The organism is Umezawaea sp. NPDC059074 (assembly GCF_042738955.1).
In the GTDB taxonomy this organism is placed as follows: Bacteria; Actinomycetota; Actinomycetes; order Mycobacteriales; family Pseudonocardiaceae; genus Umezawaea.
In genome coordinates, this window is the sequence record NZ_JBHYHC010000160.1 from 1 (window position 1) to 20,034 (window position 20,034).

General features: G+C 70.8%; 22 protein-coding genes. 10 read left to right on the plus strand and 12 right to left on the minus strand.

Annotated elements, in window-relative coordinates; translation table 11 throughout:
• Window positions 1-63 precede the first annotated feature (63 nt).
• A complete protein-coding gene (locus ACFWW9_RS40615; protein WP_390388004.1) occupies window positions 64-822 on the minus strand; it encodes an SDR family NAD(P)-dependent oxidoreductase in 759 nt (252 codons plus the stop codon).
• Window positions 823-1,009: 187 nt separating this feature from the next.
• Between ACFWW9_RS40615 and ACFWW9_RS40620 the strand changes: the two genes are divergently transcribed.
• Window positions 1,010-1,900 (plus strand): helix-turn-helix transcriptional regulator, encoded by an 891-nt coding sequence (locus ACFWW9_RS40620; RefSeq protein WP_390388006.1) that lies wholly within the window; start codon window positions 1,010-1,012, stop codon window positions 1,898-1,900.
• Here ACFWW9_RS40620 and ACFWW9_RS40625 read toward each other — a convergent pair.
• From ACFWW9_RS40625 to ACFWW9_RS40640, 4 genes are all read right to left on the minus strand, one after another.
• Window positions 1,830-3,002 (minus strand): MBL fold metallo-hydrolase, encoded by a 1,173-nt coding sequence (locus ACFWW9_RS40625; RefSeq protein ID WP_390388008.1) that lies wholly within the window; start codon window positions 3,000-3,002, stop codon window positions 1,830-1,832. The two genes, ACFWW9_RS40620 and ACFWW9_RS40625, sit on opposite strands and share 71 nt — an antisense overlap.
• A gap of 238 nt (window positions 3,003-3,240) precedes the next feature.
• Window positions 3,241-4,263 carry an NAD-dependent epimerase/dehydratase family protein gene (locus ACFWW9_RS40630; RefSeq protein WP_390388009.1) on the minus strand — a complete coding sequence of 341 codons (1,023 nt, stop codon included), beginning with the start codon at window positions 4,261-4,263 and terminating at the stop codon, window positions 3,241-3,243.
• Between the two features lie 99 nt (window positions 4,264-4,362).
• On the minus strand, window positions 4,363-5,352 hold the full coding sequence (locus ACFWW9_RS40635) for a MerR family transcriptional regulator (protein WP_390388010.1): 990 nt from the start codon (window positions 5,350-5,352) through the stop codon (window positions 4,363-4,365).
• A gap of 54 nt (window positions 5,353-5,406) precedes the next feature.
• Entirely contained in the window at window positions 5,407-5,967 is a 561-nt protein-coding gene (locus ACFWW9_RS40640) for a TetR/AcrR family transcriptional regulator C-terminal domain-containing protein (protein WP_390388034.1), read from the minus strand.
• A gap of 91 nt (window positions 5,968-6,058) precedes the next feature.
• Between ACFWW9_RS40640 and ACFWW9_RS40645 the strand changes: the two genes are divergently transcribed.
• The 5 genes from ACFWW9_RS40645 to ACFWW9_RS40665 all read left to right on the plus strand — a co-directional run bounded on the left by ACFWW9_RS40645 (window position 6,059) and on the right by ACFWW9_RS40665 (window position 10,262).
• Window positions 6,059-7,327, plus strand: a complete 1,269-nt coding sequence (locus tag ACFWW9_RS40645; RefSeq protein WP_390388011.1) for an FAD-dependent oxidoreductase — start codon at window positions 6,059-6,061, stop codon at window positions 7,325-7,327.
• Between the two features lie 36 nt (window positions 7,328-7,363).
• Window positions 7,364-7,777, plus strand: a complete 414-nt coding sequence (locus ACFWW9_RS40650) for a MarR family winged helix-turn-helix transcriptional regulator (protein WP_390388013.1) — start codon at window positions 7,364-7,366, stop codon at window positions 7,775-7,777.
• Window positions 7,778-7,854: 77 nt separating this feature from the next.
• Window positions 7,855-8,745: an NmrA/HSCARG family protein gene (locus ACFWW9_RS40655; RefSeq protein WP_390388015.1), complete on the plus strand. Its 891-nt coding sequence runs from the start codon at window positions 7,855-7,857 to the stop codon at window positions 8,743-8,745.
• A gap of 68 nt (window positions 8,746-8,813) precedes the next feature.
• Window positions 8,814-9,386 carry a TetR/AcrR family transcriptional regulator gene (locus ACFWW9_RS40660; RefSeq protein WP_390388016.1) on the plus strand — a complete coding sequence of 191 codons (573 nt, stop codon included), beginning with the start codon at window positions 8,814-8,816 and terminating at the stop codon, window positions 9,384-9,386.
• 102 nt (window positions 9,387-9,488) lie between these two features.
• Window positions 9,489-10,262, plus strand: a complete 774-nt coding sequence (locus tag ACFWW9_RS40665; protein WP_390388017.1) for an SDR family NAD(P)-dependent oxidoreductase — start codon at window positions 9,489-9,491, stop codon at window positions 10,260-10,262.
• An 87-nt stretch (window positions 10,263-10,349) separates the two neighbouring features.
• On the opposite strand, the gene ACFWW9_RS40670 is transcribed toward ACFWW9_RS40665, so the two are convergent.
• From ACFWW9_RS40670 to ACFWW9_RS40685, 4 genes are all read right to left on the minus strand, one after another.
• A complete protein-coding gene (locus ACFWW9_RS40670; RefSeq protein ID WP_390388018.1) occupies window positions 10,350-11,330 on the minus strand; it encodes a zinc-binding alcohol dehydrogenase family protein in 981 nt (326 codons plus the stop codon).
• 24 nt (window positions 11,331-11,354) lie between these two features.
• Complete coding sequence (locus ACFWW9_RS40675) at window positions 11,355-12,155, minus strand: enoyl-CoA hydratase/isomerase family protein (RefSeq protein ID WP_390388020.1); 801 nt, start codon at window positions 12,153-12,155, stop codon at window positions 11,355-11,357.
• Window positions 12,156-12,195: 40 nt separating this feature from the next.
• The gene (locus ACFWW9_RS40680) at window positions 12,196-12,651 is read right to left on the minus strand and encodes a winged helix-turn-helix transcriptional regulator (RefSeq protein WP_390388021.1); all 456 of its coding nucleotides are present in this window, start codon (window positions 12,649-12,651) and stop codon (window positions 12,196-12,198) included.
• A 61-nt stretch (window positions 12,652-12,712) separates the two neighbouring features.
• Window positions 12,713-13,327: a TetR/AcrR family transcriptional regulator gene (locus tag ACFWW9_RS40685; protein WP_390388023.1), complete on the minus strand. Its 615-nt coding sequence runs from the start codon at window positions 13,325-13,327 to the stop codon at window positions 12,713-12,715.
• 287 nt (window positions 13,328-13,614) lie between these two features.
• Between ACFWW9_RS40685 and ACFWW9_RS40690 the strand changes: the two genes are divergently transcribed.
• A complete protein-coding gene (locus tag ACFWW9_RS40690) occupies window positions 13,615-13,977 on the plus strand; it encodes a nuclear transport factor 2 family protein (protein WP_390388024.1) in 363 nt (120 codons plus the stop codon).
• Between the two features lie 76 nt (window positions 13,978-14,053).
• Window positions 14,054-14,926 (plus strand): nuclear transport factor 2 family protein, encoded by an 873-nt coding sequence (locus tag ACFWW9_RS40695; protein WP_390388026.1) that lies wholly within the window; start codon window positions 14,054-14,056, stop codon window positions 14,924-14,926.
• A 55-nt stretch (window positions 14,927-14,981) separates the two neighbouring features.
• Here ACFWW9_RS40695 and ACFWW9_RS40700 read toward each other — a convergent pair whose 3' ends face one another.
• The 3 genes from ACFWW9_RS40700 to ACFWW9_RS40710 form a co-directional block, all read right to left on the minus strand.
• On the minus strand, window positions 14,982-15,359 hold the full coding sequence (locus tag ACFWW9_RS40700) for a winged helix-turn-helix transcriptional regulator (protein WP_390388027.1): 378 nt from the start codon (window positions 15,357-15,359) through the stop codon (window positions 14,982-14,984).
• 88 nt (window positions 15,360-15,447) lie between these two features.
• A complete protein-coding gene (locus ACFWW9_RS40705) occupies window positions 15,448-16,296 on the minus strand; it encodes a TetR family transcriptional regulator C-terminal domain-containing protein (protein WP_390388029.1) in 849 nt (282 codons plus the stop codon).
• An 80-nt stretch (window positions 16,297-16,376) separates the two neighbouring features.
• Entirely contained in the window at window positions 16,377-17,765 is a 1,389-nt protein-coding gene (locus tag ACFWW9_RS40710; RefSeq protein WP_390388030.1) for a flavin monoamine oxidase family protein, read from the minus strand.
• 155 nt (window positions 17,766-17,920) lie between these two features.
• Between ACFWW9_RS40710 and ACFWW9_RS40715 the strand changes: the two genes are divergently transcribed.
• Entirely contained in the window at window positions 17,921-19,483 is a 1,563-nt protein-coding gene (locus ACFWW9_RS40715) for an APC family permease (RefSeq protein WP_390388031.1), read from the plus strand.
• Between the two features lie 11 nt (window positions 19,484-19,494).
• On the plus strand, window positions 19,495-20,034 hold a 540-nt coding region (locus ACFWW9_RS40720), incomplete at its 3' end, for an aldehyde dehydrogenase family protein (RefSeq protein ID WP_390388032.1).

Genomic DNA, 20,034 nt, shown 5'->3' on the forward strand with positions numbered 1-20,034 from the left:
GTCGCCGCGCAGCTCGGGCGCTTGGCCACGGTCGCTGTCAGTGGGCCCGACCGGCGCGGATGACTAGGGCTGGTCGGTAGGGCGGATGACGATCTCGTTGACCGCGACCCTGCGGGGGTTGGTCACGATGAACGCGGCGGCTTCGGCGACGTCCTCGGCGTGCAGGGCCTCGACCTCGCCGAACATGGCGGTGAAACCCTCGGCGGCACCCGCCTTCTGGTCGAACAGCTCGCTCTCGGTGCGGCCCGGCTCGATCACCGAGAACCGCAGGTTCCGGGTCGTGTACTCCTGACGCCACGCCTCGGTGGCCGAGGTGACCGCGAACTTGGTGGCCGTGTAGACGGCGACACCGGGGGCGGCGAACCGACCCGAGACCGACGAGACGTTGACGACGTCGGCCACCTTGCGGGAGCTGCTCTCCGCGGCACTCAAGAGGTGGGGAAGCGCGGCCTTGGTGACGTAGAGCAGGCCACGGAGGTTGATGTCGACCATCCGGTCCCACTCCGCCAAGGACGACTCGTCGGACGGGCCGTTGAGCATCGCGCCCGCCGCGTTCACGAGGGTGTCGACGCGGCCGAGTTCGGTCACCACGCGCTCGATCGCCGCCTGTGCGGCACCGGAATCGGTGAGGTCCACCCCGATGGCGAGCGCGTCTCCCCCGTCGGCCCGGATCCGGGCGGCCAACTCCTGGAGCCGGTCTTCACGGCGGGCGACGAGGACGACCGACGCGCCCGCGGTGGACAGGCGGCGCGCGGTCGCGCGGCCGATGCCGCTCGACGCGCCGGTGACGACCGCGACGGTGCCGCTCAGGTTCTCGGACATGGTCTCTCCCTTGGACGATCGGGTGACGTCGTGCTCCCCGAGTCGACCACCCACCGGGGGCGATCGGGCCCGCTTAGCGCGCACGGGTCCACCTGGTACTCCGAGTACCTGATAAGCCGGGCATGCCGGTTCGTTCCGGGGGAAGATGGCCGGTGTGGCCAAGTCCAACGACCTTCGCGAGTTCCTGATGTCGCGTCGCGCACGGATCAGTCCGTCGTCGACCGGACTTCCCGCGTCCGCGACTCCCCGCCGCGGGAAAGGTCTGCGCCGTGAGGAGGTCGCCGCTCTCGCGGGGGTGAGCGTCGACTACTACGCCCGTCTCGAACAGGGGCGCATCGGCACCGTCTCCGACCAGATCCTCACCGCGATCGAGGACGTTCTCGGGCTCACGCCGCTCGAACGCGAGCACCTGCGCGCCCTCGTGAGCACCGAACGCGCACGGACCCGCCAGAAGGCCCCGCCGACCGTGCGAGCACGCGGAAACCTGCGGAGCCTGATCACGGCCATGGATCCCATTCCGGTGATCCTGCAAGGACCGCGGATGGAGGTCCTCGCCTGGAACAGCGCCGCGACGGTCCTCTTGGCCGACTTCGGCGCGATGGCGCCCCAGGACCGCAACATCGCGCGCTGGCTGTTCCTCGACCCGTCGACGCGCACGAAGTACCCGGACTGGGAGGAAGTCGCGGCGCCGACCGTGGCGGCACTCCGCGCGGCCCGCGACCCGCGGCGTCCCGACGAGGCGCTGGAGCGGCTCGTCGGCGAGTTGTCCGTGGCCTCGGAGGACTTCGCCCGCTTCTGGGCCGGGTACCGGCTGTTCAAGCACGGTCACGGCGCCAAGCGGATCTTCCACGAGACGGTGGGCACGATGACCCTCAACTACGAGACCCTCGACGTCCCCGACTCGGGCGGGCAGTTCTTCTCGATCTACACGGCCGACGTCGGCTCGCCGTCCGCCGAGAAACTCCAAATCCTGCTGAGCTGGAACGAAACCGTCAACGCCGGTCGCTCTATCGACCGCCGACCACACAGGGAACGAGGTCGATCCGGTGATCCGGATCGCCGTCGATCGTCGGGTTGAGCGGCGTGGTCGCGGCGGTGCGCCACGGCAGCGCGGGCCACCACTGCCGTTGAGCGGCGACGGCGCTCGCGGTCGGCTCGGTCGGCACCCCCGGCACGAGCGCCAGGTAGCTCTGCCCACGGCAGTTCGCCTCGGCACGCACGCGCTCGACGGGTTCCGTCCACGTGTGCGGCGCCAGGGTGAACAGTCCCCAGTGGACCGGGATCATCAGCTTGCCGCCCACCAGTTCGTTGGCCCGCACGGCCAGTTCCGGGCCCAGGTGGTTGTCCGGCCAGTTCGGGTCGTACTGCCCCGACTCCACCAGGGTCACGTCGAACGGGCCGAGTCGTTCCCCGATCCGCGCGAGGTCGGCGAAGTACCCGGAGTCACCCGAGTACCACACCCGGTGCAGCGATCCCCGCAACGCCCACCCCGACCACAGCGTCTCGTTGCCGTGCAACGGATTTCGCCCTGACGAATGCCTGGCGGGCGTCGACACCAGCTCCACCGAGTCCACCGTGGTGCTCTGCCACCAGTCGAGCTCGCGGATCCGGTCCGGGGCGATCCCCCACCGCTCCAGGTCCGCGCCTATGCCCAACGGCACCACGAACGTGGTCGTCGACCACCCCGCCATCGCGCTGATGGTCGGCTGGTCGAGGTGGTCCCAGTGGTCGTGCGAGATCAGCACGACGTCCACCGGCCCGAGGTCCGACAGGGCGGCGGGCGGCGGGTAGAAGGGCTTGGTGCCCACCAGACCGGACGGCCCCGACTGCGCTCCCCAGAACGGGTCGATCAGCGCCCGGAGCCCGTCGATCTCCACCAAGGTCGAGGAGTGGCCGAACCACGTGACGCGCAAGCCCTCCCTCGGCGCGGCGTCGAACAAGCCGGTGTCGGTAGGCGCGATGTCGAGGGGCCGGTCCGGACTGCTGACACCGCTCTCCCCAAAGATCGACCCGGCGAGCGCGCCCCAGAACGCGGTCGACCGCGGCTGGGGATTCCGGAACTCCCCGTCACGCCACTGCGGCGACTGCTCGATTCGCGCCAGTCGCTCACCGGTCGGACTCGCGCCGAACGGTGTGCCGCGCACGAAGACCAAGCCGCCGATCACCAAGATCACCGTCATGACCCCGACGACGGCCGCGGCCCGACGCACCCATCGTCGCCGCCGACGAGCGGGAGGAGGCACGTCCGACAGGTGAGCGTCATCGTCGGTGCCGGGTTGTGCGGTCACGGTCGTCCTTTCCCAGCTCAAATCCGGTGACCTGCCGCGCCGGACGCGGGCGGCGGTCGGCCATACCGAGGTCGCTGATGACCAGCTCATCGGCGCGAGGGTCCCCACCATCGCGCACTGTCTGACGCGGCTAGACGACGTTGTGCGCGATCAGGCTCTTGCCGCAGGCGACGACCGTCTCGGCGGCCGGACGCGCGCGCCAGCCGAGCACCCGCTCCGCCTTGGCGGTGCTGTGCCGGTGGCGCCTGCCGAGCGCGGGCATGATCTCCCGCAACGACGGGTCGAAGACCGCGGACAACCGGACCAGGAAGTCCGGCAAGGTGCGGGTGGGCACCTTGCCGCCGTCCTCGCCCAGGCCGTCGCGCAGCGCGCGGGCGGCGTCGCTCATCCACAGGAACTCGCCGGTGGCCAGGAACCGCTGCCCCGCGGCCTCGGGCGAGGTCATGGCCCGGATGTGGACGTCGACCAGGTCGCGAACGTCGACGACCTCGAACCCGATCCTGGGCGTGCCGGGCATGCCCTTGACCAGGCGGCCGATGACCTGGACCGAGTTCAGCGTGCTGGGCGTCAGGATCGGGCCGAACACCGCGCCGGGCAGGATGGTGGTGAGCGTCGTCGGACCGTCGTGGCCCGCCATGAAGTCCCACGCCGCCCGCTCGGCGGCCGTCTTGGACCGCCGGTAGGCGGGCAGCGTCGGATCGGTCGGGTCCGTCCACAACGTCTCGTCGCTGACGCCTTCGTCCCGGTACGAGGACGGGCTGGCGGTGTTCGCGGCGGAGGTCATGACGACCCGCTTCACCCCGGCGGCGGTCGCCGCGCGCAACACGCGCAGCGCCCCGTCACGGGCGGGCAGCAGCAGCGCGTCCGGGTCCTTGTCCTTCGGATCGTCCGCGCCCATGGGAGAGGCGACGTGCAGCACGTAGTCGCAGCCGTCCATCGCCGCGGCCCAACCCTCGTCGGAGGTCAGGTCCGCGACGGCGAAGCTCACCCGGTCCCCCGGCTCGACCTCGGTGGCCACGGCTCGGAGCACCGCGTCCTTTTTGGACTCGCTGCGCACGGTGGTCCGCACGTCGTACCCGCGCTTGAGCAACTCGACGACGCACCAGCCCGCGACGTACCCCGTACCACCGGTGACCAGTACCGTTTCCGCCATCACAGCACCCTCTCATTTCATTAGCCGATCGACTAATGAAACGACTGTAGCACCCCGATCGGGCGGCAGTCGCCGACGAGCTACCGGACCAGGCGATCGTCAGGTGGTCTCCCGGCGCAGCGCGGCGGCCATCCACTCCCGGACCGCCGCCGCCTTGTCCGGATCCGGAGCGGGCGTCCCGTTGATCGTCGCCACCAGGGAGTGGTACCTGGTCAACAGCGTCAGGCCGGTCGACCCGGCCCGCCACCGGGCCGCCGCGCGGTCGCGGTCGAACTCGACCACGCCGCGGCGAGCCCGGTCCGGGTCGTGCCGTCCGGTCATGGCGGTCAGCATCTCGGCCTGAGCGGCGACCACCCGCTCCGCGATGTCCCGTGCCCGCTGGGACTCCGCGGGAACATCGGCCTGCTGCGCCGCCATCGCCTCCAGGACGAGCCGCCGGTGCCGCTCGGCGCGTTCCACCATCTCCGGGCCTGCCATCAGCCTGCCCTGGTCGGTGGTGAACCGGCGGTGGTAGAACTCCCTCATCGACGTCCGGAACTCGTTGTCCCGCACCATCTCGGCGAGTTCGATCCAGGCTTCGAGCTGCTCGGCGGACGGCTCCTCGGGCAGGTGCGGTCGCGCGTCGTACAGCCGCTGGACGAAGCCGGGGTGGACGTCCAGGCCGGTGGTCACGAAGTCCCAGAACTCGGTGATGAGCCGGTCGCGGTCGTCGTCGGACATCGACACCAGCTTGTGCATCAGGCTCACCTGCTCGGTGGTGGTCTGCTGCCGAACGATGGTCCGCAGCACCGCACGCCGCGCCTGGAACTGCTGCAACTGCTCCTCGACCAGCCGCAGGTGCGCGCGGGCCAGGTCGGGCAGGGTGGTCTCCGCGGCCAGCACACGGCGGATGTCGTCCAGGCCCGCGCCCAGGTCGCGCAGGGTGCGCACGAGTTCGAGCCGCGCGATGGCGTGCACGTCGTACCGCCGGAACCCGCCCTCGGTGAGACCGGTCGGCGGGACGACGCCCTCGTCGGCGTAGAACCTGATGGCGCTCACGCTCAAGCCGGTGCGGCGAGCGACGTCCCCGATCGAGTACACCTCGTTCACACCCACCACTATGGGATCTCAAGTGGCTTGAGAGTCAAGCGCGGATCAACGGGATCAGCGCGGGAGTCGGTCGGCGCGCAAGGCGACGCCCTCGACGATCAGCGCGAGCCCGGCCTCGAACGCCTCCGCCCGGTCCAGGCCCGGACCGTCGCCCTCGTCGGCCTCCTCCGCCTGCTGCTCCAGCACGCTGCCGACCGTGAAGTGGCTGGTGGTGAGCATCGCGATCCGGGCGTCGTGCTCGGGCAGTCCCGAGTCGACCAGGAACCGCAGCTTGTGCAGGGCGCGGGAGAGGTCCGCGCCTTGGGGGGTGGTCCCGGCGTGCAGCCGTGCACCGTCGCGGTGGGCCAGCAGTGCTCGGCGGAAGCTGCGCGAGTTCTCCACGAGCCAGTCGCGCCAGTCGTCCGACGGCGTCGGCAGGGGTGCGGTGGCGTGGCTCGCGATCGCGGCCTCGGCCATCGCGTCGAGCAGCGACGCCTTGTTGCGGAAGTGCCAGTAGAGCGAAGGTTGTTCCACGCCAAGGCGTTTCGCCAACTGCCTGGTGCTCACCGCGTCGAGCCCCGTTTCGTCGAGGAGGACGAGCGCCTCGCTGACGATGGTCTCGCGGTCCAGCTTCATCACGCCGACAGACTATCACCGATAGGCCTTGACTCCCTATCAGTGATAGTCGATGCTGGGCGCCAGTTGCCTATCACTGAAAGGGGCGGTCATGGACACGACATCCGGGCCTTCGCTGAAGGTCCTGGTCTGCGGGGGCGGCATCGCCGGTCAGGCGGCGGCCTACTGGCTCGCGCGGGGTGGTCACGAGGTCGTGGTGGTGGAGCGCTTCCCGGCGCTGCGCGCCACCGGCGCGCAGATCGACCTGCGAGGACAGGGCATCGAGGCGGTCGAGCGCATGGGACTGCTCGACGCCGTGCGCGCCGAACTCGTGCACGAGCCCGGCGTGGCGTTCGTGGACGCGCGGGGCAGGCGGTGGGGTTCGGTCATGGCCAACACCTCCGGCAAGGGCCGTCAGACGTTGACCTCGGAGTACGAGATCATGCGCGGGGACCTGGTGCGCATCCTCCACGACGCGACGAAGGACGACGTGCGCTTCGTCTTCGGCACCGGCGTCGAGAGCTTCGAACAGGACGCGGACCGCGTCCTCGCGCGCTTCTCCGACGGGACCACCGACGAGTTCGACGTCCTGATCGGGGCCGACGGCCAGGGGTCGCGCATCCGCCGCGACCTGCTGCCCGCGGGCGGTCCCGACCCGTACTGGCCGGTGGGGATCCACATGGCGTACTGGTTCATCCCGCGCGACGCGACCGACGACGACCTCCGGGAGACCTACAACGCGCCCGGCGGCCGCATGATCATGCGGCGCTCCCACAACGCCGACGAGACCCAGGTCTACTTCGCCCTGTGGGAACAGTCCGCGGAGGCCACCGCGATCCACCGCCAGCCGGTCGACCGGCAGCAGCGGTTCTGGTCCGATCGGTTCCGCGACGCCGGGTGGCAGACCGAGAGGTTCCTCGCGGGCATGGAGACGGCCGAGTTCTTCTACTCCCAGGAGGTCGCGCAGGTCCGGATCCCGACCTGGTCCGACGGGCGGGTCGCGCTCGTCGGCGACGCGGGCTACTGCGCTTCGCCCTACAGCGGCATGGGCACCTCCGCCGCGCTCGTCGGCGCCTACGTCCTGGCGGGCGAGATCAACCGGAGCCCCGGCGACCTCCCGACGGCCTTCGCCCGCTACCAGGAAGCGCTGCGGCCCTTCGTCGACACCGTCCAGGCCGAGGTCAACCCGAAGGTCCTGCGCTTCGGGTTCCCCCAGGGCAGGCTCGGGATCACCGCCCTGCGCACCCTGGGCGCGGTCGGCAGCTTCCTCAAGCTCCCCGAACTCGCGGCCCGGTTCGCGAAGGAGGACCGAGGCGGCGCCTGGCCCCTACCGGACTACCCGCGGTCGAACACGGCAGGTGAGCCGGTAACGCGGCAGTAGGCTGGGCGTTTCGGCACCGGACGAGGGGAGGCGCGCGTGGACTACGGCGACAAGCTGTTCTGGCTCTCGGTCCTGATCCAGCGCAGGTACGCGCGGATCTGCGCCGAGTACGACCTGACCCCCTCCCAGGCCACGCTCCTGTGCGCGATCAGGAACGAGCCGCGGCGCATGGCGTACCTCGCCACCTCGCTCGGCATGACCAAGAACGCGTTGAGCCAGCTCGTGGACCGCACCGAGCGGCGCGACCTGGTCAGCCGGGTCAGCTCGGAGCAGGACCGGCGGGTCGTCATGCTCGGCGTGACGCCCGCGGGGAAGGTGCTCGCCGAGGCCGTGTTCGCCGAGACGGCCAAGCGCCTGCCCGACATCGCGGAGCACCTCGACGCCGACGACCAGCGCGAGCTCGAACGCCTCGCCACCACCATCGTGGACACCTCGGACACCTCTCCCTGACCTCCCGCACACCCTTGCGTTGGTTCATGTCGTGAACTACTTTAGTTCACGACATGAACCAATGAGGGGCGGGCACCATGAACACGCAGCACACCGGCACGATCGCGGTCTTCGGCGCGACGGGACAGCAGGGCGGGGCGGTCGTCGATGCGCTCCTGACCCGTGGAGCGCGGGTGCGAGCCCTCGTTCGCACCCCCGACTCCGACCGCGCACAGGCGTTGGCCGCTCGGGGCGTCGAACTGTCGACCATCCGCACCGACGACCCGACGTCACTGGTCACCGCACTGGAAGCGGTCGACGCGTTCTACTTCATGACCCCGGAATCGCACACCCCCGAGGAGACCGAGCACGAGATCCGGCTGGGCACCGCGCTCATCGACGCGGCGGTCGCGGCGCGTGTGCCGAACGTCGTGTTCAACTCGGTCAGCGGAGCCGAGCACGACTCGGGCGTGGCGCACTTCGAGTCGAAGGGCCGGATCGAGGAACTGCTGAGGCGGTCCGGCCTGCGGGCCACGATGGTCCGCCCGGTCGCCTTCATGGACAACTTCGCGACGCTGCCACTGGTCGCGCGGGACCACGAGATCGTGGTGAGGATGCCCGTGCCCGACGGCGTCGGCCTGAAGCTGGTCGCGGTCAAGGACATCGGCCTGGTCGCCGCCGCGATCCTGCTCGGCACAGCGGACGTGCCCGGCGGTGCCGTCGAGGTCATCGGCGACGAGCTGACGGGCAGCCAGATCGCCGCGGTGTTCGGCGCACACACCGGGCTCCCGGCGCGCTACGAGGCCCTGCCGCTGAGCGTGCTGGGCGGCGACCCCGAGGAGGAGGCGATGTTCCGCTGGTTCGCCAAGGGCGCTTCCTATCCCTCGGACCTCGCGGCGGTGCGGGCGATCGAGCCGACCACCTGGGACCTGGCCGAGTGGATCCGCGCCACCGGCTGGACCCCGCCCGCGGGCGAGGCCCGTTCCTGAGCGCCGACACCTGTGACGCCGGTCATACCGCTTGACTGGCCTACCAACTAGAAGGTAGAAATTCCCCCGTGACCACGACAGCGGATCGGATCCTGGACAGCGCTCAGACGCTCGTGCAGGTCCGGGGGTACAACGGCTTCTCCTACGCCGACATCAGTGCCGAGCTGTCCATCACGAAACCGAGCATCCACCACCACTTCCCCACCAAGGCCGCACTGGCCGAGGCGCTGATCGTGCGCTACCGGGAACGGTTCGCCGCGGCGCGGAAGGAGGTCGACGACGGCGCGGCCGACCCGCGGCAGCGCTTGGTCGGCTACGCCGGGCTGTACGCCGAGACCTTCGCCCAAGGCGGCCGCATCTGCCTCTGCGGCGTGTTCGCCGTGGACGCGGAGAGCCTGCCCGTTCAGGTGAGGCAGGCGACGGACGCGTTCTTCGCCGATCAGCGGCAGTGGGTGGCGGGCGTGCTGGCCGAGGCGGGCATGCCCGCCGCCCGGACCGGTGCGGCGGCGGAGGCCTACCTGGCGTCCCTGGAGGGGGCACTGCTGCTGGCCCGCGCCCACGGGCAGCCGACCGGTGCCGCCGACCAGGACCGGGACGTGGTCCGCTCGGTGGCGGCGACCCTGGTCACCGCCCTGCTCTGAGAACCGCACGACCGAAGGCCGCCGCGCGTGGCACAGCGCGGCGCCCTTTCGCATGACCAAGCAACCTTCCAACTAGTAGGTAGTCAGATGAGGAGAACCATCATGGGACAGGACTTCACCGGTCGCAAGCTCGTCGTCGTCGGCGGCAGCAGCGGCATGGGCCGTCAGATCGCCTCGGACGTCGTCCGCCGCGGCGGCAGCGCGGTCGTCATCGGCTCCCGCCTCGAGCGGGTCGAGAAGACCGTGGCCGACCTGGCCAATCACGGACAGGCGTGGGGCATCACCGCCGACCTGCGCGACCCCGCCGAGACGGACAGGGTCCGCGAGGAGTTGGCCGGCCAGCACGCCGACGCCACGTTGCTGGTCAACGCGGCAGGCGTGTTCGTGCCGAAGCCGTTCCTCGAGCACACCGCCGCCGACTACGACTCCTACCTCGACCTGAACAAGGCCACCTTCCTGATCACCCAGACGGTGGCGCGGGGCATGGTGGCCGGCGGCCGCGGCGGCGCCATCGTCACCATCGGCAGCATGTGGGCGCAGCAGGCCATCGCCGCGACCCCGTCGTCGGCGTACTCGATGGCCAAGGCGGGCCTGCACGCCCTGACCCAGCACCTCGCGCTGGAGCTGGCGGCCCACAAGATCCGGGTCAACGCCATCTCCCCCGCCGTGGTGGCCACCCCCATCTACGAGGGCTTCATCCCGCCCGCCGAGGTCGACACCGTGCTGGCGAGCTTCAACGACTTCCACCCGGCGGGCCGGATCGGCACGACCGAGGACGTCTCCGCCGTGGTCACGTTCCTCCTCTCCGAGCAGGCGGGCTGGGTCACCGGCGCGATCTGGGACGTGGACGGCGGGGTGATGGCAGGCCGGAACTAGCCACACCGAGGCACCGCCAGGCCTGCACGGGTTCCACGGTCCGGAACCCGTGCAGGCCCACCCGGACCCACCGCCGACGACCGGCCGTCAGATGGTCAGGACGATCTTGCCCCTGGTCCGCGCCGACTCCAGGCGGCGGTGGGCAGCGGCCGCCTCGGCGAGCGGGAAGGTCGAGTCGACGGGCACGGTGAAACGGCCGTCCGCGATGCCGGTCAGCAACGCGGTGAGATCGGGTCGCGGGTCCCAGCCGTGGCGCATGAGGTCGTTGATCTGGAACCCGAAGATGCTCGCGTTCTTGGGGTAGAAGTCACGGGTGTCGAGGGTGGTCGGGTCCAACGCCACGTTCGCCATCGCGGCCACGCGCCCGGCGTGGCCCACGGAGCGCACGGCGGTCGCGAACGCGTCTCCGCCGACCAGGTCCAGGGCGGCGTCCGCACCTCGCCCCTCCGTGAGGTGGCGAACCGTGGCGAGAACGTCGTCGCGGTCGCGCCGCACCACGTGATCGGCGCCCAACTCCCGCACCCACTGCTCCTTCTCGGCGGTGCCGACAACGGCGATGACGGTGGCGCCCGCGTCCTTGGCGATCTGGACGGCGGCGCTGCCGACGCCACTGGCCGCGGCGTTGAGCAGCACGACGTCACCCGGTCGCACGTCGACCAGGTGCCGCAGGCAGTACCACGCCGACAGCCAGGCGATCGGCGTGGCCGCCGCCGCGACCAGGCTCACGCCCTCGGGCACCACCAACGCCCTGTCCACCGGAACGGCCGCCAGTTCCGCGTAGCAGCCCGGCGTTCCCATCGGTCCCCAGATCACGACGCGGTCGCCGAGGGCGAACTCGCCGGCGTTCGCGCCGAGCGCCACGACCGTGCCCGCTCCCTCCGAGCCCGGCACGGCGGGCAGTGGTGGGCCGCTGTGGTACTGGCCCGATCGGTACAGCAGGTCGGACCGGTTCACCGCCGCGGCCGTGAGGGAGACCAGGATCTCGCCAGGGCCGGGCTCGGGGTCCGGCGCCTCCGTCCACTCCAGACTGTCCGCCGGTCCGAACTCCGTCACACGTACGACATGCATTCGCGTCTCCTGACAACACGGACTTCACTGGTCGGCGATGTGCTCTCCCAGCCGGTATTCGAGTTCGCCCCGCTGCTGCATCCCGCGCCGGAGCAGCCTGCCGACCCGGTCTCGGGCCTCCGGCCAGGTGAGCGAGGTCCGGAACGTGGCCGCGCCCGCCGCCAGGTCGGCCTCCGACGGCAGCGTGGACCTGTTGACCAGCGCCTTCGCCTCGGCCAGCGCACGCCGGTCGAAGGAGGCGACGCGGGTGGCGACGCGGTCCACGTGGGCGTCGAGTTCGGCGTCGGGAAGCGCCCGGTTGATCCAGCCGTACCGCTCCGCCGTGTCGGCGTCGAAGTCGTCGGCCCCGGCGATGATCTCCAACGCCCGGCCCCGTCCCACCAGCAGCGGAAGGCGTTCCGTCGCCCCGCCTCCCGGCGTGACGCCCGCGCCCACCTCCGGCTGCCCCAGCACGGCGTTCTCCCTGCTGGCGAACCGCATGTCGCACGCCAGCGCGAACTCGCTCCCCACGCCCCGCGCCCTGCCGCGGATGGACGCGATGGTGATGACGCGGGAGCGGGCCATGCGGCTCGCGGTGTCGAGCCACGCGGGTCCGGTGTAGGGCGTCTTCGGCGGCACCATGTCGAAGTGCGCCAGGAAGAAGTCCGGGTCCGCGCTGTCGAACACCACGACCTTCAGGTCCTCGGCCGCCTCCATCCGCTCGACGAGGTCCCCGAGCGCGGCGAAGACCTCGAAGGTCACCAGGTTGATCGGCGGGCTGTCGAACGTCACGCGCCAGTACGAGGGAGAACGCTCGACAACGCGCAACGGGGACACGGTGGTCATCAACTGGTTCCTGTTCTCTGACGGTTCCGCGATCGGGAGGTCACGGGGTCGGTGGGCGGGTGAAGGTCACGTCCGCGATGGCGAGGGCGTCGGCCGGGTCGGCGACGAAGGCGACGCGCACGTCCTCGCCGGTCCGCCGGTTCCGGCGTCCGCACGTGGAGCCGTCCCGGAGCGGCAGGTGGTCGTCGCCCCACTGCCCCAGCGCTCCCAGCACGAGTCGCAGTTCCACGCCGCTGGGGGTGAGGTGGTAGTCGGCTCGCGCGCGTTCGCCCTGGTTGCGGTAGTCGCGTCGTTCCAGGACACCGACTCGGACGAGCTTTTCGAGCCGGGCGGCGAGCACGTCCGAGGCGATGCCCAACGCGGTGCGGAAGTCGGCGAACCGGGTGGTGCCCAGGTGCGCTTCCCTCAGGATCAGGAAGGTCCACCGCTCGCCGACGACGTGAAGCGCGCGTTCGATCGAGCACCCGACGGCGCTCGGGTCCACAGTGGACCTCACGGCTGGCTGCCCGTGAAACCGGGTGAGGCCGCTCGAACCTGTGGCCTGCCGGGAGGACGCTTCACGACGGCTGTCGCCGGGAGGTGGCACCACGCTTCCGCGCGCCCTCGTTCGGCTTCGCGGTCGACCGCTTGAGCCGCTCCGCCACCGTTCGCAGCAGCTCCTCGGACGCCGCCGGGTCCGCGACGGCCCGCGACATCAGCAGCGCGCCGACCATCGCGCTCAAGGTGACCACGGCCTCGGCGCGGTCTTCCTCCGTCGCGTCGCCCAGCAGCGACAGGTAGCTCCGGACCTGCTTCTCGTAGACCTCTTTGACGTCGTCGCCACCACGGCCGACCGCGGCGCCGAGCGTCACCAGAGCACACCCCGTTCCGGGGGTGTCGCGGTGGCGGGGGCTGAGGTAGGCGTCGATCAACGCCGCGCGCGGGTCGTCGGCGCCACGCTCGGCCGCCGCGGCCATCTTGGCCTCCCCGTCGAGCAGGGCGACCGCGGCCGCCTCGTCGATCAGGTCGTCGCGCGAGGTGAAGTGCTTGTAGAACCCGCCATGGGTCAGCCCCGCCTCCTTCATCAGGTCCGCGACGCCGGGGTTCGCCATCCCCTCCTCACGGATGCGGCGAGCGGTGATCCGGAGCACGCGTTCCCGCGACTCCGCCTTGGCCGCCTGGGAGTGCCCCATGCCGCCACCTCCTCGAGATCCATCCACGGGCCAGCCACATTCTGGATGATGCCCATCATACACATCCGTCGGCGCGATCCCGGATCAGCACGCCGTCGCGCCCCCGAGCGAAGGCGGTTCGACGAGCGGTACCGGACCCACGCCTTCCGACCTGCATCCTCACCTCGAGGTGAGTACCGAACGACATAGTGCGTTCTTCTCCCCCCGCCGGTCCGGTTTTAGGCTCGCGCCAACGAAGTCCACCGAGGACCGAGCCCTGCTCGAACAGCACTTCCGGAGAGACCGCAATGACCGCCTTGGACACCGTCGAACGCTTCTTCACCGCCTACTACTCCGGTGACGCCGCGGCGACCCGCGACACCATCACCGACGACTTCAGCCTCATCGGACCGTTCGCCGCCGCGCACAGCGCCGACGAGTTCTTCGCCGTCGCAGAAGGCCTGCTGACGATCGTCCGCGGCCACCGCGTCCTGCGCACCGTCGTCAACGGCGACGACGTCGCCGCCCTGTACGAGATCGGCATCGCCGGACCGGCGGGCATCGGCTGGCTGCCCACCGGCGGCTGGTTCACCGTCACCGGTGACCGCGTCTCCAGCGGGCAGCTCATCTACGACCACGCCACGTTCGACGCCATCGTCTCCCCCGCCTGACCAGCACGGAAGCGCACAGCAGGACATCACCCCCTCGACCGGCCACAAAGGACCGGCACACCCGAAAGGTCAGACCATGAGTTCCACCAACGCCATCGTCGAGACTTCGCACGCCTCACCGGAGGCCGTGGCGACGGTCACCGCCTACTTCCGGTCGAAGTCCCGCCGAGACGTCGACGCCACGATCGCGCACTTCAGCAAGGAGCGGTTCGCCTACATCGACGCGACCCTCGGCCTGGAGTTCCCGTCCTGGGAGGGGCTGCGCGACCTGTTCGCCCAGCAACTGCCGAGCTGGCCCGCGGGCGCGAGTTCCTACGTCACCCGCGTCGTCGGCGACGAGACCAGCGCCGTCGTGTGCTTCGCCAACGACCCCGGCATCTTCTTCCCGGCCGACATGCGGGCGATCAGCGTCGTGAACTTCCTCGACGGCAAGATCGCGCGCTGGATCGACTACTGGGACACCAACCACATCGGCGCGGCCAACCTCATCGGGTTCCGGCACGCCGACTCGGAGTTCCCCGCCGACTTCAAGGAATCCGTCGTCGGCGACGTCGCCGCGGACCGGATCAAGGAGGTCGCGGCGAGCTTGAACCAGGCGTTCGCCGCGGGTGACGCGGCCGGCGCGGCGGCCCTGTTCTCGAAGGACGCGACGTTCGTCGACCTGACCGCCCACGTGCACCTCACCGGGTCACGGCACATCACGTCGTTCCTGGCCGCGGCCAAGGGGACCCTGCCCTACCTGGGTGACGGGACCGAGGTGCGCCACGTCGTGGGCTCGGCCGTCGGCGGTGGCTACGAGTGGACCGCGACGGGAGCCGTGCGGCGCGGGGTGAACGTCCTGGAACTGGACGAGCAGGGCCTGATCACCAGGTTCGAGTCCATCTGGGACGGATCGCACCTCGACGACGACGCGCTGCTGCGCCTGGCGAAGGCCGCCATCGAACGCTGACCGTGCACCGGGACCGGCCACTTCGCGGCAAGGACCGGAAGGCAGGTCGCGTGGTCTAACCGCGGGTCTCCGCCCTGCCTGCGTCGTAGGCGTGCTGAGCCTCCACGATGTCGCCCATGTTCGCGGTGACCCAGTCGAGCAGGCCTCTTGCCTGCGACGCCACCTGCATGCCCATCGGGGTCAGCGTGTAGTCCACGTGCGGCGGGATGACCGGGTGCACCCGGCGGACGACGAAGCCGCTGCGCTCGAGCGACTGGAGCGTCTGGGCCAGCATCTTCTCGCTGATCCCCTCGATCGACCGACGGATCTCGGTGTAGCGCAGCGTGCCGTCGAACAGGGTGCCGAGCACCAGGGTTCCCCAGTGGCTCGCGATCACGCCGATCACCGCGCGCGAAGGGCAGTTCTGGAGGTAGATGCTGGGCTCCCTGGTCATGACCGAACGATAACCCCGCCTGCGGCGGACGTGGCCCCAGGCGTGTTCGACTGGTCGAGCGCGAGGGCACGACCGGCGTCGGGTTCGCTCAGGTGAGGGTGAGGTGTGGTTCGAAGGCCGTCAGGAGGAGGGACCGCATCCGGTTCGGTGACATGTCCGTCGAGTCGGCCAGGATCTGGATCGCCAGGCCGTCGACCATCGCGGTGAACCTGTCCGCCAGCTCATCGATGTCGACATCGGCGAGGAGGCCTTCGGTCCGGCACTCGGCGAGCAGGGTCACCACGAGTCGACGCCAGTCCGAGTAGATCCGGCGTTGGGCGGGCCGCAGGCGGGGTTCGAGCATGGCCTGGGTCCAGAACTGGATCCAGACCGACCACTCGTCGACGTCCTCGGTGGTGAGGACGAGCTGCACCTCGATGAGCCTGCGCAGCTTGTCCCGTGCGGAGATCGCCTGGTCGAACTCGGCGTCCAGGCGGCTGCGGAAGCGGTGGGCGTAGTACTCCATCGCGGCGTGCAGGGCCGCTTCCTTGCTCGGGAAGTGGTAGTGGACCGTGGCCGTGCTGGTCCCGCAGTACCGGGCGATGTCCGAGACCCGGACGTTGTGGTAGCCGCGGCGGGCGATGAGCACCGTCGCGGCGTCGAGGATCTGCTCCCGCCGCTCGGCCACGGTCACCGGCTCGGCCCGGTTCCCGGTCTCCGGGAGGACCGGTGACGGGCCGGTCCCCTCGGCGAGGTAGCCCACGGACACGCCGCAGGCCTTCCCGATCGCCGCGATCTCCTCGTCGCGCAGCCGCCGCGTCCCGCGCAGGGCCTTCGACAGCGCCGTGGGGTCCATCCCGATGCGGCGGGCCAGTTCGCGCTGCGACAGCTTGGCCGCCCGGATCGCCGTCCGCACGCGCACCGGGAGGTCCGAGGGCTCGGTGGCCACGCCGGTCACGAACACGCCCCTGTCGGGTCGGACCCGCGTGCCTGGTCGAGAGGAGTCATGATCCCGCCAGTATGCCGGACGACACCGGGTCACCCCGTCCTCGCCTTCAGCGCGCCGATCACCTCGGTCGCCGCGCGGTCGCCCGAGGAGATCGCCCCGTCGATGTAGCCGTTCCACACCGAAGCGGTCTCCGCCCCCGCCCAGTGGACGGGTCCCGTCGGGGCGCGCCACCCGTCCTCCCCGTAGGCGGTCCAGCCCCCTGGGGTCACGAAGCACTCGTACCCGCCGATGGTCCAGTGCTCGCGGGGCCAGACCTTCTCGACGTAGTCGAGCGGTTCCCAGGCCTGCGGTCCCGCCACCCCGGCCAACGCGGCCAGCACGTCGTGGCGTCGGACCGGCTGCGAGGAGTCGGCCCAGCCGTCGAGCCGGTCGCCGTAGACGAACGCGACGAGCACGCCGAGCGAGGCGTCTTCCGGGGAGTTGTCGAAGACGACGCCGACCGGGCTCGTCCCGTAGAGCGTGGCGATCCCGGAGTACCCGGTCTCACGCCAGAAAGGAGCGTCGTACACCGCGTGCACCTTGGCGACCCGGCCCATCGGCGAGCACCGGGCCCACCCGCGGCGCGCGGGCGGCAGCTCGGGCTCGAACGTGATCCGGCCGAGCGCCGCCGGCGGCACGGTGACCACGGCCCGTCGCGCCCGCACGACCGAGCGACCGGTGGCCACCTCGACCCCGCCCGCGGTCCGCCGGATCGTCCGCACCGGTTCGCCGAGGCGGATCGACCCGTCCAGCGACGCGGCGAGCGCGCGGGCCACCGCGTCGGCTCCTCCGGCGAACCGGGAGTCCTGCGCACACCCGCCGGTCTCCATGAGCTGCTCGTACCCGCCCGCCGACGCCACGTAGAACAGCACGTGGAAGAACGAGATCTCCCGCGGCTCGGCGCACCACACGCCCTGCACGGCGAGCGCCAGCCTGCGGATCGCGTCCTGGTCGCGCGTGGTCGCCCGGAAGAAGTCCTGGGCCGAGAGGGCGTCGAACTCGGCGAACCGCGGGGTGGTCCACGGCCGTTCCAGGTCCACGGTCGCCGCGAGGTCGTCGAGCAGAGCGGTGACGCGCCGGTACTCGGCGACGCCCGGCCCGGTCGGACGGCCCGCCCCGAGGTAGTCCACGCAGGCGCCGTCGTGCCACACCTCGACGTGCTTCCCGACCTCCCACGTCGGGAAGGTCCGGCAGCCGAACCGGGCCGCGAGGTCGTGGAACCGCCGTTGGGTCGGCCCGATCCACTGGCCGCCGTGGTCGACGCGCGCCCCCGACGGCAGCACCTCGCTGAGCGCCCGGCCCCCCACGCGCTCGGCGGCCTCCAGCACGACGACGTCGACTCCGGCGTCGACCAGCCGTGCCGCGGCGGTCAGCCCGGCGTAGCCGGCGCCCACCACGACGACATCGGTGTCGACGGCCTGCGGTTCTGGTGATGTCACTCCCCCACAGTGGGCAACATTGACTGTTCAGTCAAGTGAGAGAAGAAATTGCGATCCAAGCCTTGACAGTGACCGGCACCACGTTCAAGCTGACTCGTCAATCAGGCATTGCGTTCGCCTATCACACCATGTGAGGACCATAATCAGGAGTGGCCATGCCGTCAGACTCGCAACACCAGCAGACGAGACCGCCTGCTGGGACACCCGACGGGCCCGGTGACAAGGGTCTGCGCTCCGGCGCGCTCGGCATGGCCGCGAGCCTGATCCTGGCCGTCGCCTCGGCCGCGCCCGCCTACAGCCTCGCCGCGACCCTGGCGTTCATCGTCGGGTACGTCGGCTTCCAGGCGCCCGCCGTGGTGCTGCTGGCGTTCGTGCCGATCCTGTTCGTGTCCTTCGGCTACGCCGCGCTCAACCGGCGCGACCCGGACTGCGGCACGATCTTCACCTGGGCGTCCCGCGTCCTCAACCCCACGGTCGGCTTCCTCGCGGGGTGGGCGATCATCGCCTCGTTCATCCTCGTGGTCGGCAGCCTCGCCCAGGTCGCCGGGCAGTACGTGTTCCTCCTCTTCGGCGCGGACGGGATCGGCACCACGCCGTCGCACCCGTGGGTGCTGGCGGCCGGGCTCGGCTGGCTCGCCCTGATGACGCTCATCTGCTATCGCGGCATCGAGATCGCCGCCGCCGTGCAACGGGTGCTGTTGTTCCTCGAGTTCGGCATGCTCGTGGTCCTCTCGGTCGTCGCGCTGGTCCGCGTGTACAGCGGAACCGCTCCGACCGGGGTGCGCGAGCCGGAGCTCTCGTGGCTCAACCCGTTCCAGGGCGAGTCGGTGAGCGCGTTCGTCAGCGGCCTGGTGCTGATGCTGTTCATCTACTGGGGCTGGGAGACCGCGCTCACCGTCAACGAGGAGACCACCGACCGCCACCGCACCCCCGGCCGTTCCGCGATCTACTCGACCGTCCTCCTGCTGGCGCTCTACCTCCTGGCCACGGTCGCCGCGCTCTCCTTCGCGGGCATCGGGGACACCGGCATCGGCCTGACCAACCCCGCGAACTCCGGGGACGTGTTCTACGCCTTCGGCACGGCGGTGTTCGGGTCGAGCGGGTTCGGCTCGGTGCTGTGGCACCTGCTGATCCTGATGGTCCTCACCTCGGCGGCGGCGTCGACCGAGACGACCGTGCTGACGCTCAGCCGCACGATGCTGTCCATGGGCAAGCAGGGCGCGCTCCCCCGCGCGCTGGGCCGGGTGCACCCGCGCTTCCGCATCCCGCACGTCGGCACCATCGCCGTCGGGGTCGTCGGCGGCGCGGTGTACATCGCGATGAACTTCCTGGGCCACGGCCTCGTCATCGGCGACGCGGTGTCCGCCTGCGGCCTGATGATCGCGTTCTACTACGGGCTCACGGGACTCACCTCGGCGTGGGCGCACCGCCGGGCGTGGCGCGACAGCGCGGCCGATCTCTGGCTGCGCCTCGTCTTCCCCGCCATCGGCGGCGTCATCCTGCTCACGGCCGGGGCGTGGAGCCTGGTCCAGTCCTGGAACCCGGCCAACAGCGGGACGAGCTGGCCGCTGTTCGGCGTCCAGGTCGGCGGCACGTTCGTGATCGGCGCGGGCACCGTCGTCGTCGGCCTGATCGCGTTGGCGATCTGCCGCCACCGCTACCCCGACTTCTTCCGCCGCCGCACCACCCCGGCCGGACACCTCGCCCCCACACCGTGAAGCAGGCGCGCATGACCCACCCCGTCTACCAGGTCGTCGATCCCGCGACCGGTGCCCTGGTCGAGTCCTTCCCGCACGCCACCGACGTCGAGATCCAGGACGTCCTCGGCGCTTCCCATGCGGCCTACCTCACCTGGCGGAAGCGCACGGTCGACGACCGCGCCGCTCTGCTGCGCCGAGCGGGCAAGGCGCTCGCGGAGCACGCCGACGACCTCGCCGAGTCGATGCGGCGGGAAATGGGCAAGCCGTTGGCCGAAGGCGTCGAGGAGGTCGAGTACTGCGCGGCGATCTTCGACCACTACGCCACCGCGGGACCGGACCTGGTGGCGGACCAGGAACTCCCGGTGCGGAACAACGTGACCGCGGTGCTGCAATCCCGTCCGCTGGGACCGCTGCTGGGCGTCATGCCGTGGAACTTCCCGGCCTACCAGGTCGCCCGGTTCACCGCCCCGAACCTGTTGCTCGGCAACACGATCATCGTCAAGCACGCGGAATCGGTCCCCCGCACCGCCGCCGCGCTGGAGGCCGTCCTCGTCGAGGCCGGCCTGCCG

Bases quoted from the DNA above. Each gene is read 5' to 3' on its own strand.
- ACFWW9_RS40615 (WP_390388004.1), bottom strand. From the start codon at position 822: ATGTCCGAGAACCTGAGCGGCACCGTCGCGGTCGTCACCGGCGCGTCG.
- ACFWW9_RS40620 (WP_390388006.1), top strand. From the start codon at position 1,010: ATGTCGCGTCGCGCACGGATCAGTCCGTCGTCGACCGGACTTCCCGCG.
- ACFWW9_RS40625 (WP_390388008.1), bottom strand. From the start codon at position 3,002: ATGACGGTGATCTTGGTGATCGGCGGCTTGGTCTTCGTGCGCGGCACA.
- ACFWW9_RS40630 (WP_390388009.1), bottom strand. From the start codon at position 4,263: ATGGCGGAAACGGTACTGGTCACCGGTGGTACGGGGTACGTCGCGGGC.
- ACFWW9_RS40640 (WP_390388034.1), bottom strand. From the start codon at position 5,967: ATGAAGCTGGACCGCGAGACCATCGTCAGCGAGGCGCTCGTCCTCCTC.
- ACFWW9_RS40645 (WP_390388011.1), top strand. From the start codon at position 6,059: ATGGACACGACATCCGGGCCTTCGCTGAAGGTCCTGGTCTGCGGGGGC.
- ACFWW9_RS40655 (WP_390388015.1), top strand. From the start codon at position 7,855: ATGAACACGCAGCACACCGGCACGATCGCGGTCTTCGGCGCGACGGGA.
- ACFWW9_RS40665 (WP_390388017.1), top strand. From the start codon at position 9,489: ATGGGACAGGACTTCACCGGTCGCAAGCTCGTCGTCGTCGGCGGCAGC.
- ACFWW9_RS40670 (WP_390388018.1), bottom strand. From the start codon at position 11,330: ATGCATGTCGTACGTGTGACGGAGTTCGGACCGGCGGACAGTCTGGAG.
- ACFWW9_RS40675 (WP_390388020.1), bottom strand. From the start codon at position 12,155: ATGACCACCGTGTCCCCGTTGCGCGTTGTCGAGCGTTCTCCCTCGTAC.
- ACFWW9_RS40685 (WP_390388023.1), bottom strand. From the start codon at position 13,327: ATGGGGCACTCCCAGGCGGCCAAGGCGGAGTCGCGGGAACGCGTGCTC.
- ACFWW9_RS40690 (WP_390388024.1), top strand. From the start codon at position 13,615: ATGACCGCCTTGGACACCGTCGAACGCTTCTTCACCGCCTACTACTCC.
- ACFWW9_RS40695 (WP_390388026.1), top strand. From the start codon at position 14,054: ATGAGTTCCACCAACGCCATCGTCGAGACTTCGCACGCCTCACCGGAG.
- ACFWW9_RS40700 (WP_390388027.1), bottom strand. From the start codon at position 15,359: ATGACCAGGGAGCCCAGCATCTACCTCCAGAACTGCCCTTCGCGCGCG.
- ACFWW9_RS40715 (WP_390388031.1), top strand. From the start codon at position 17,921: ATGCCGTCAGACTCGCAACACCAGCAGACGAGACCGCCTGCTGGGACA.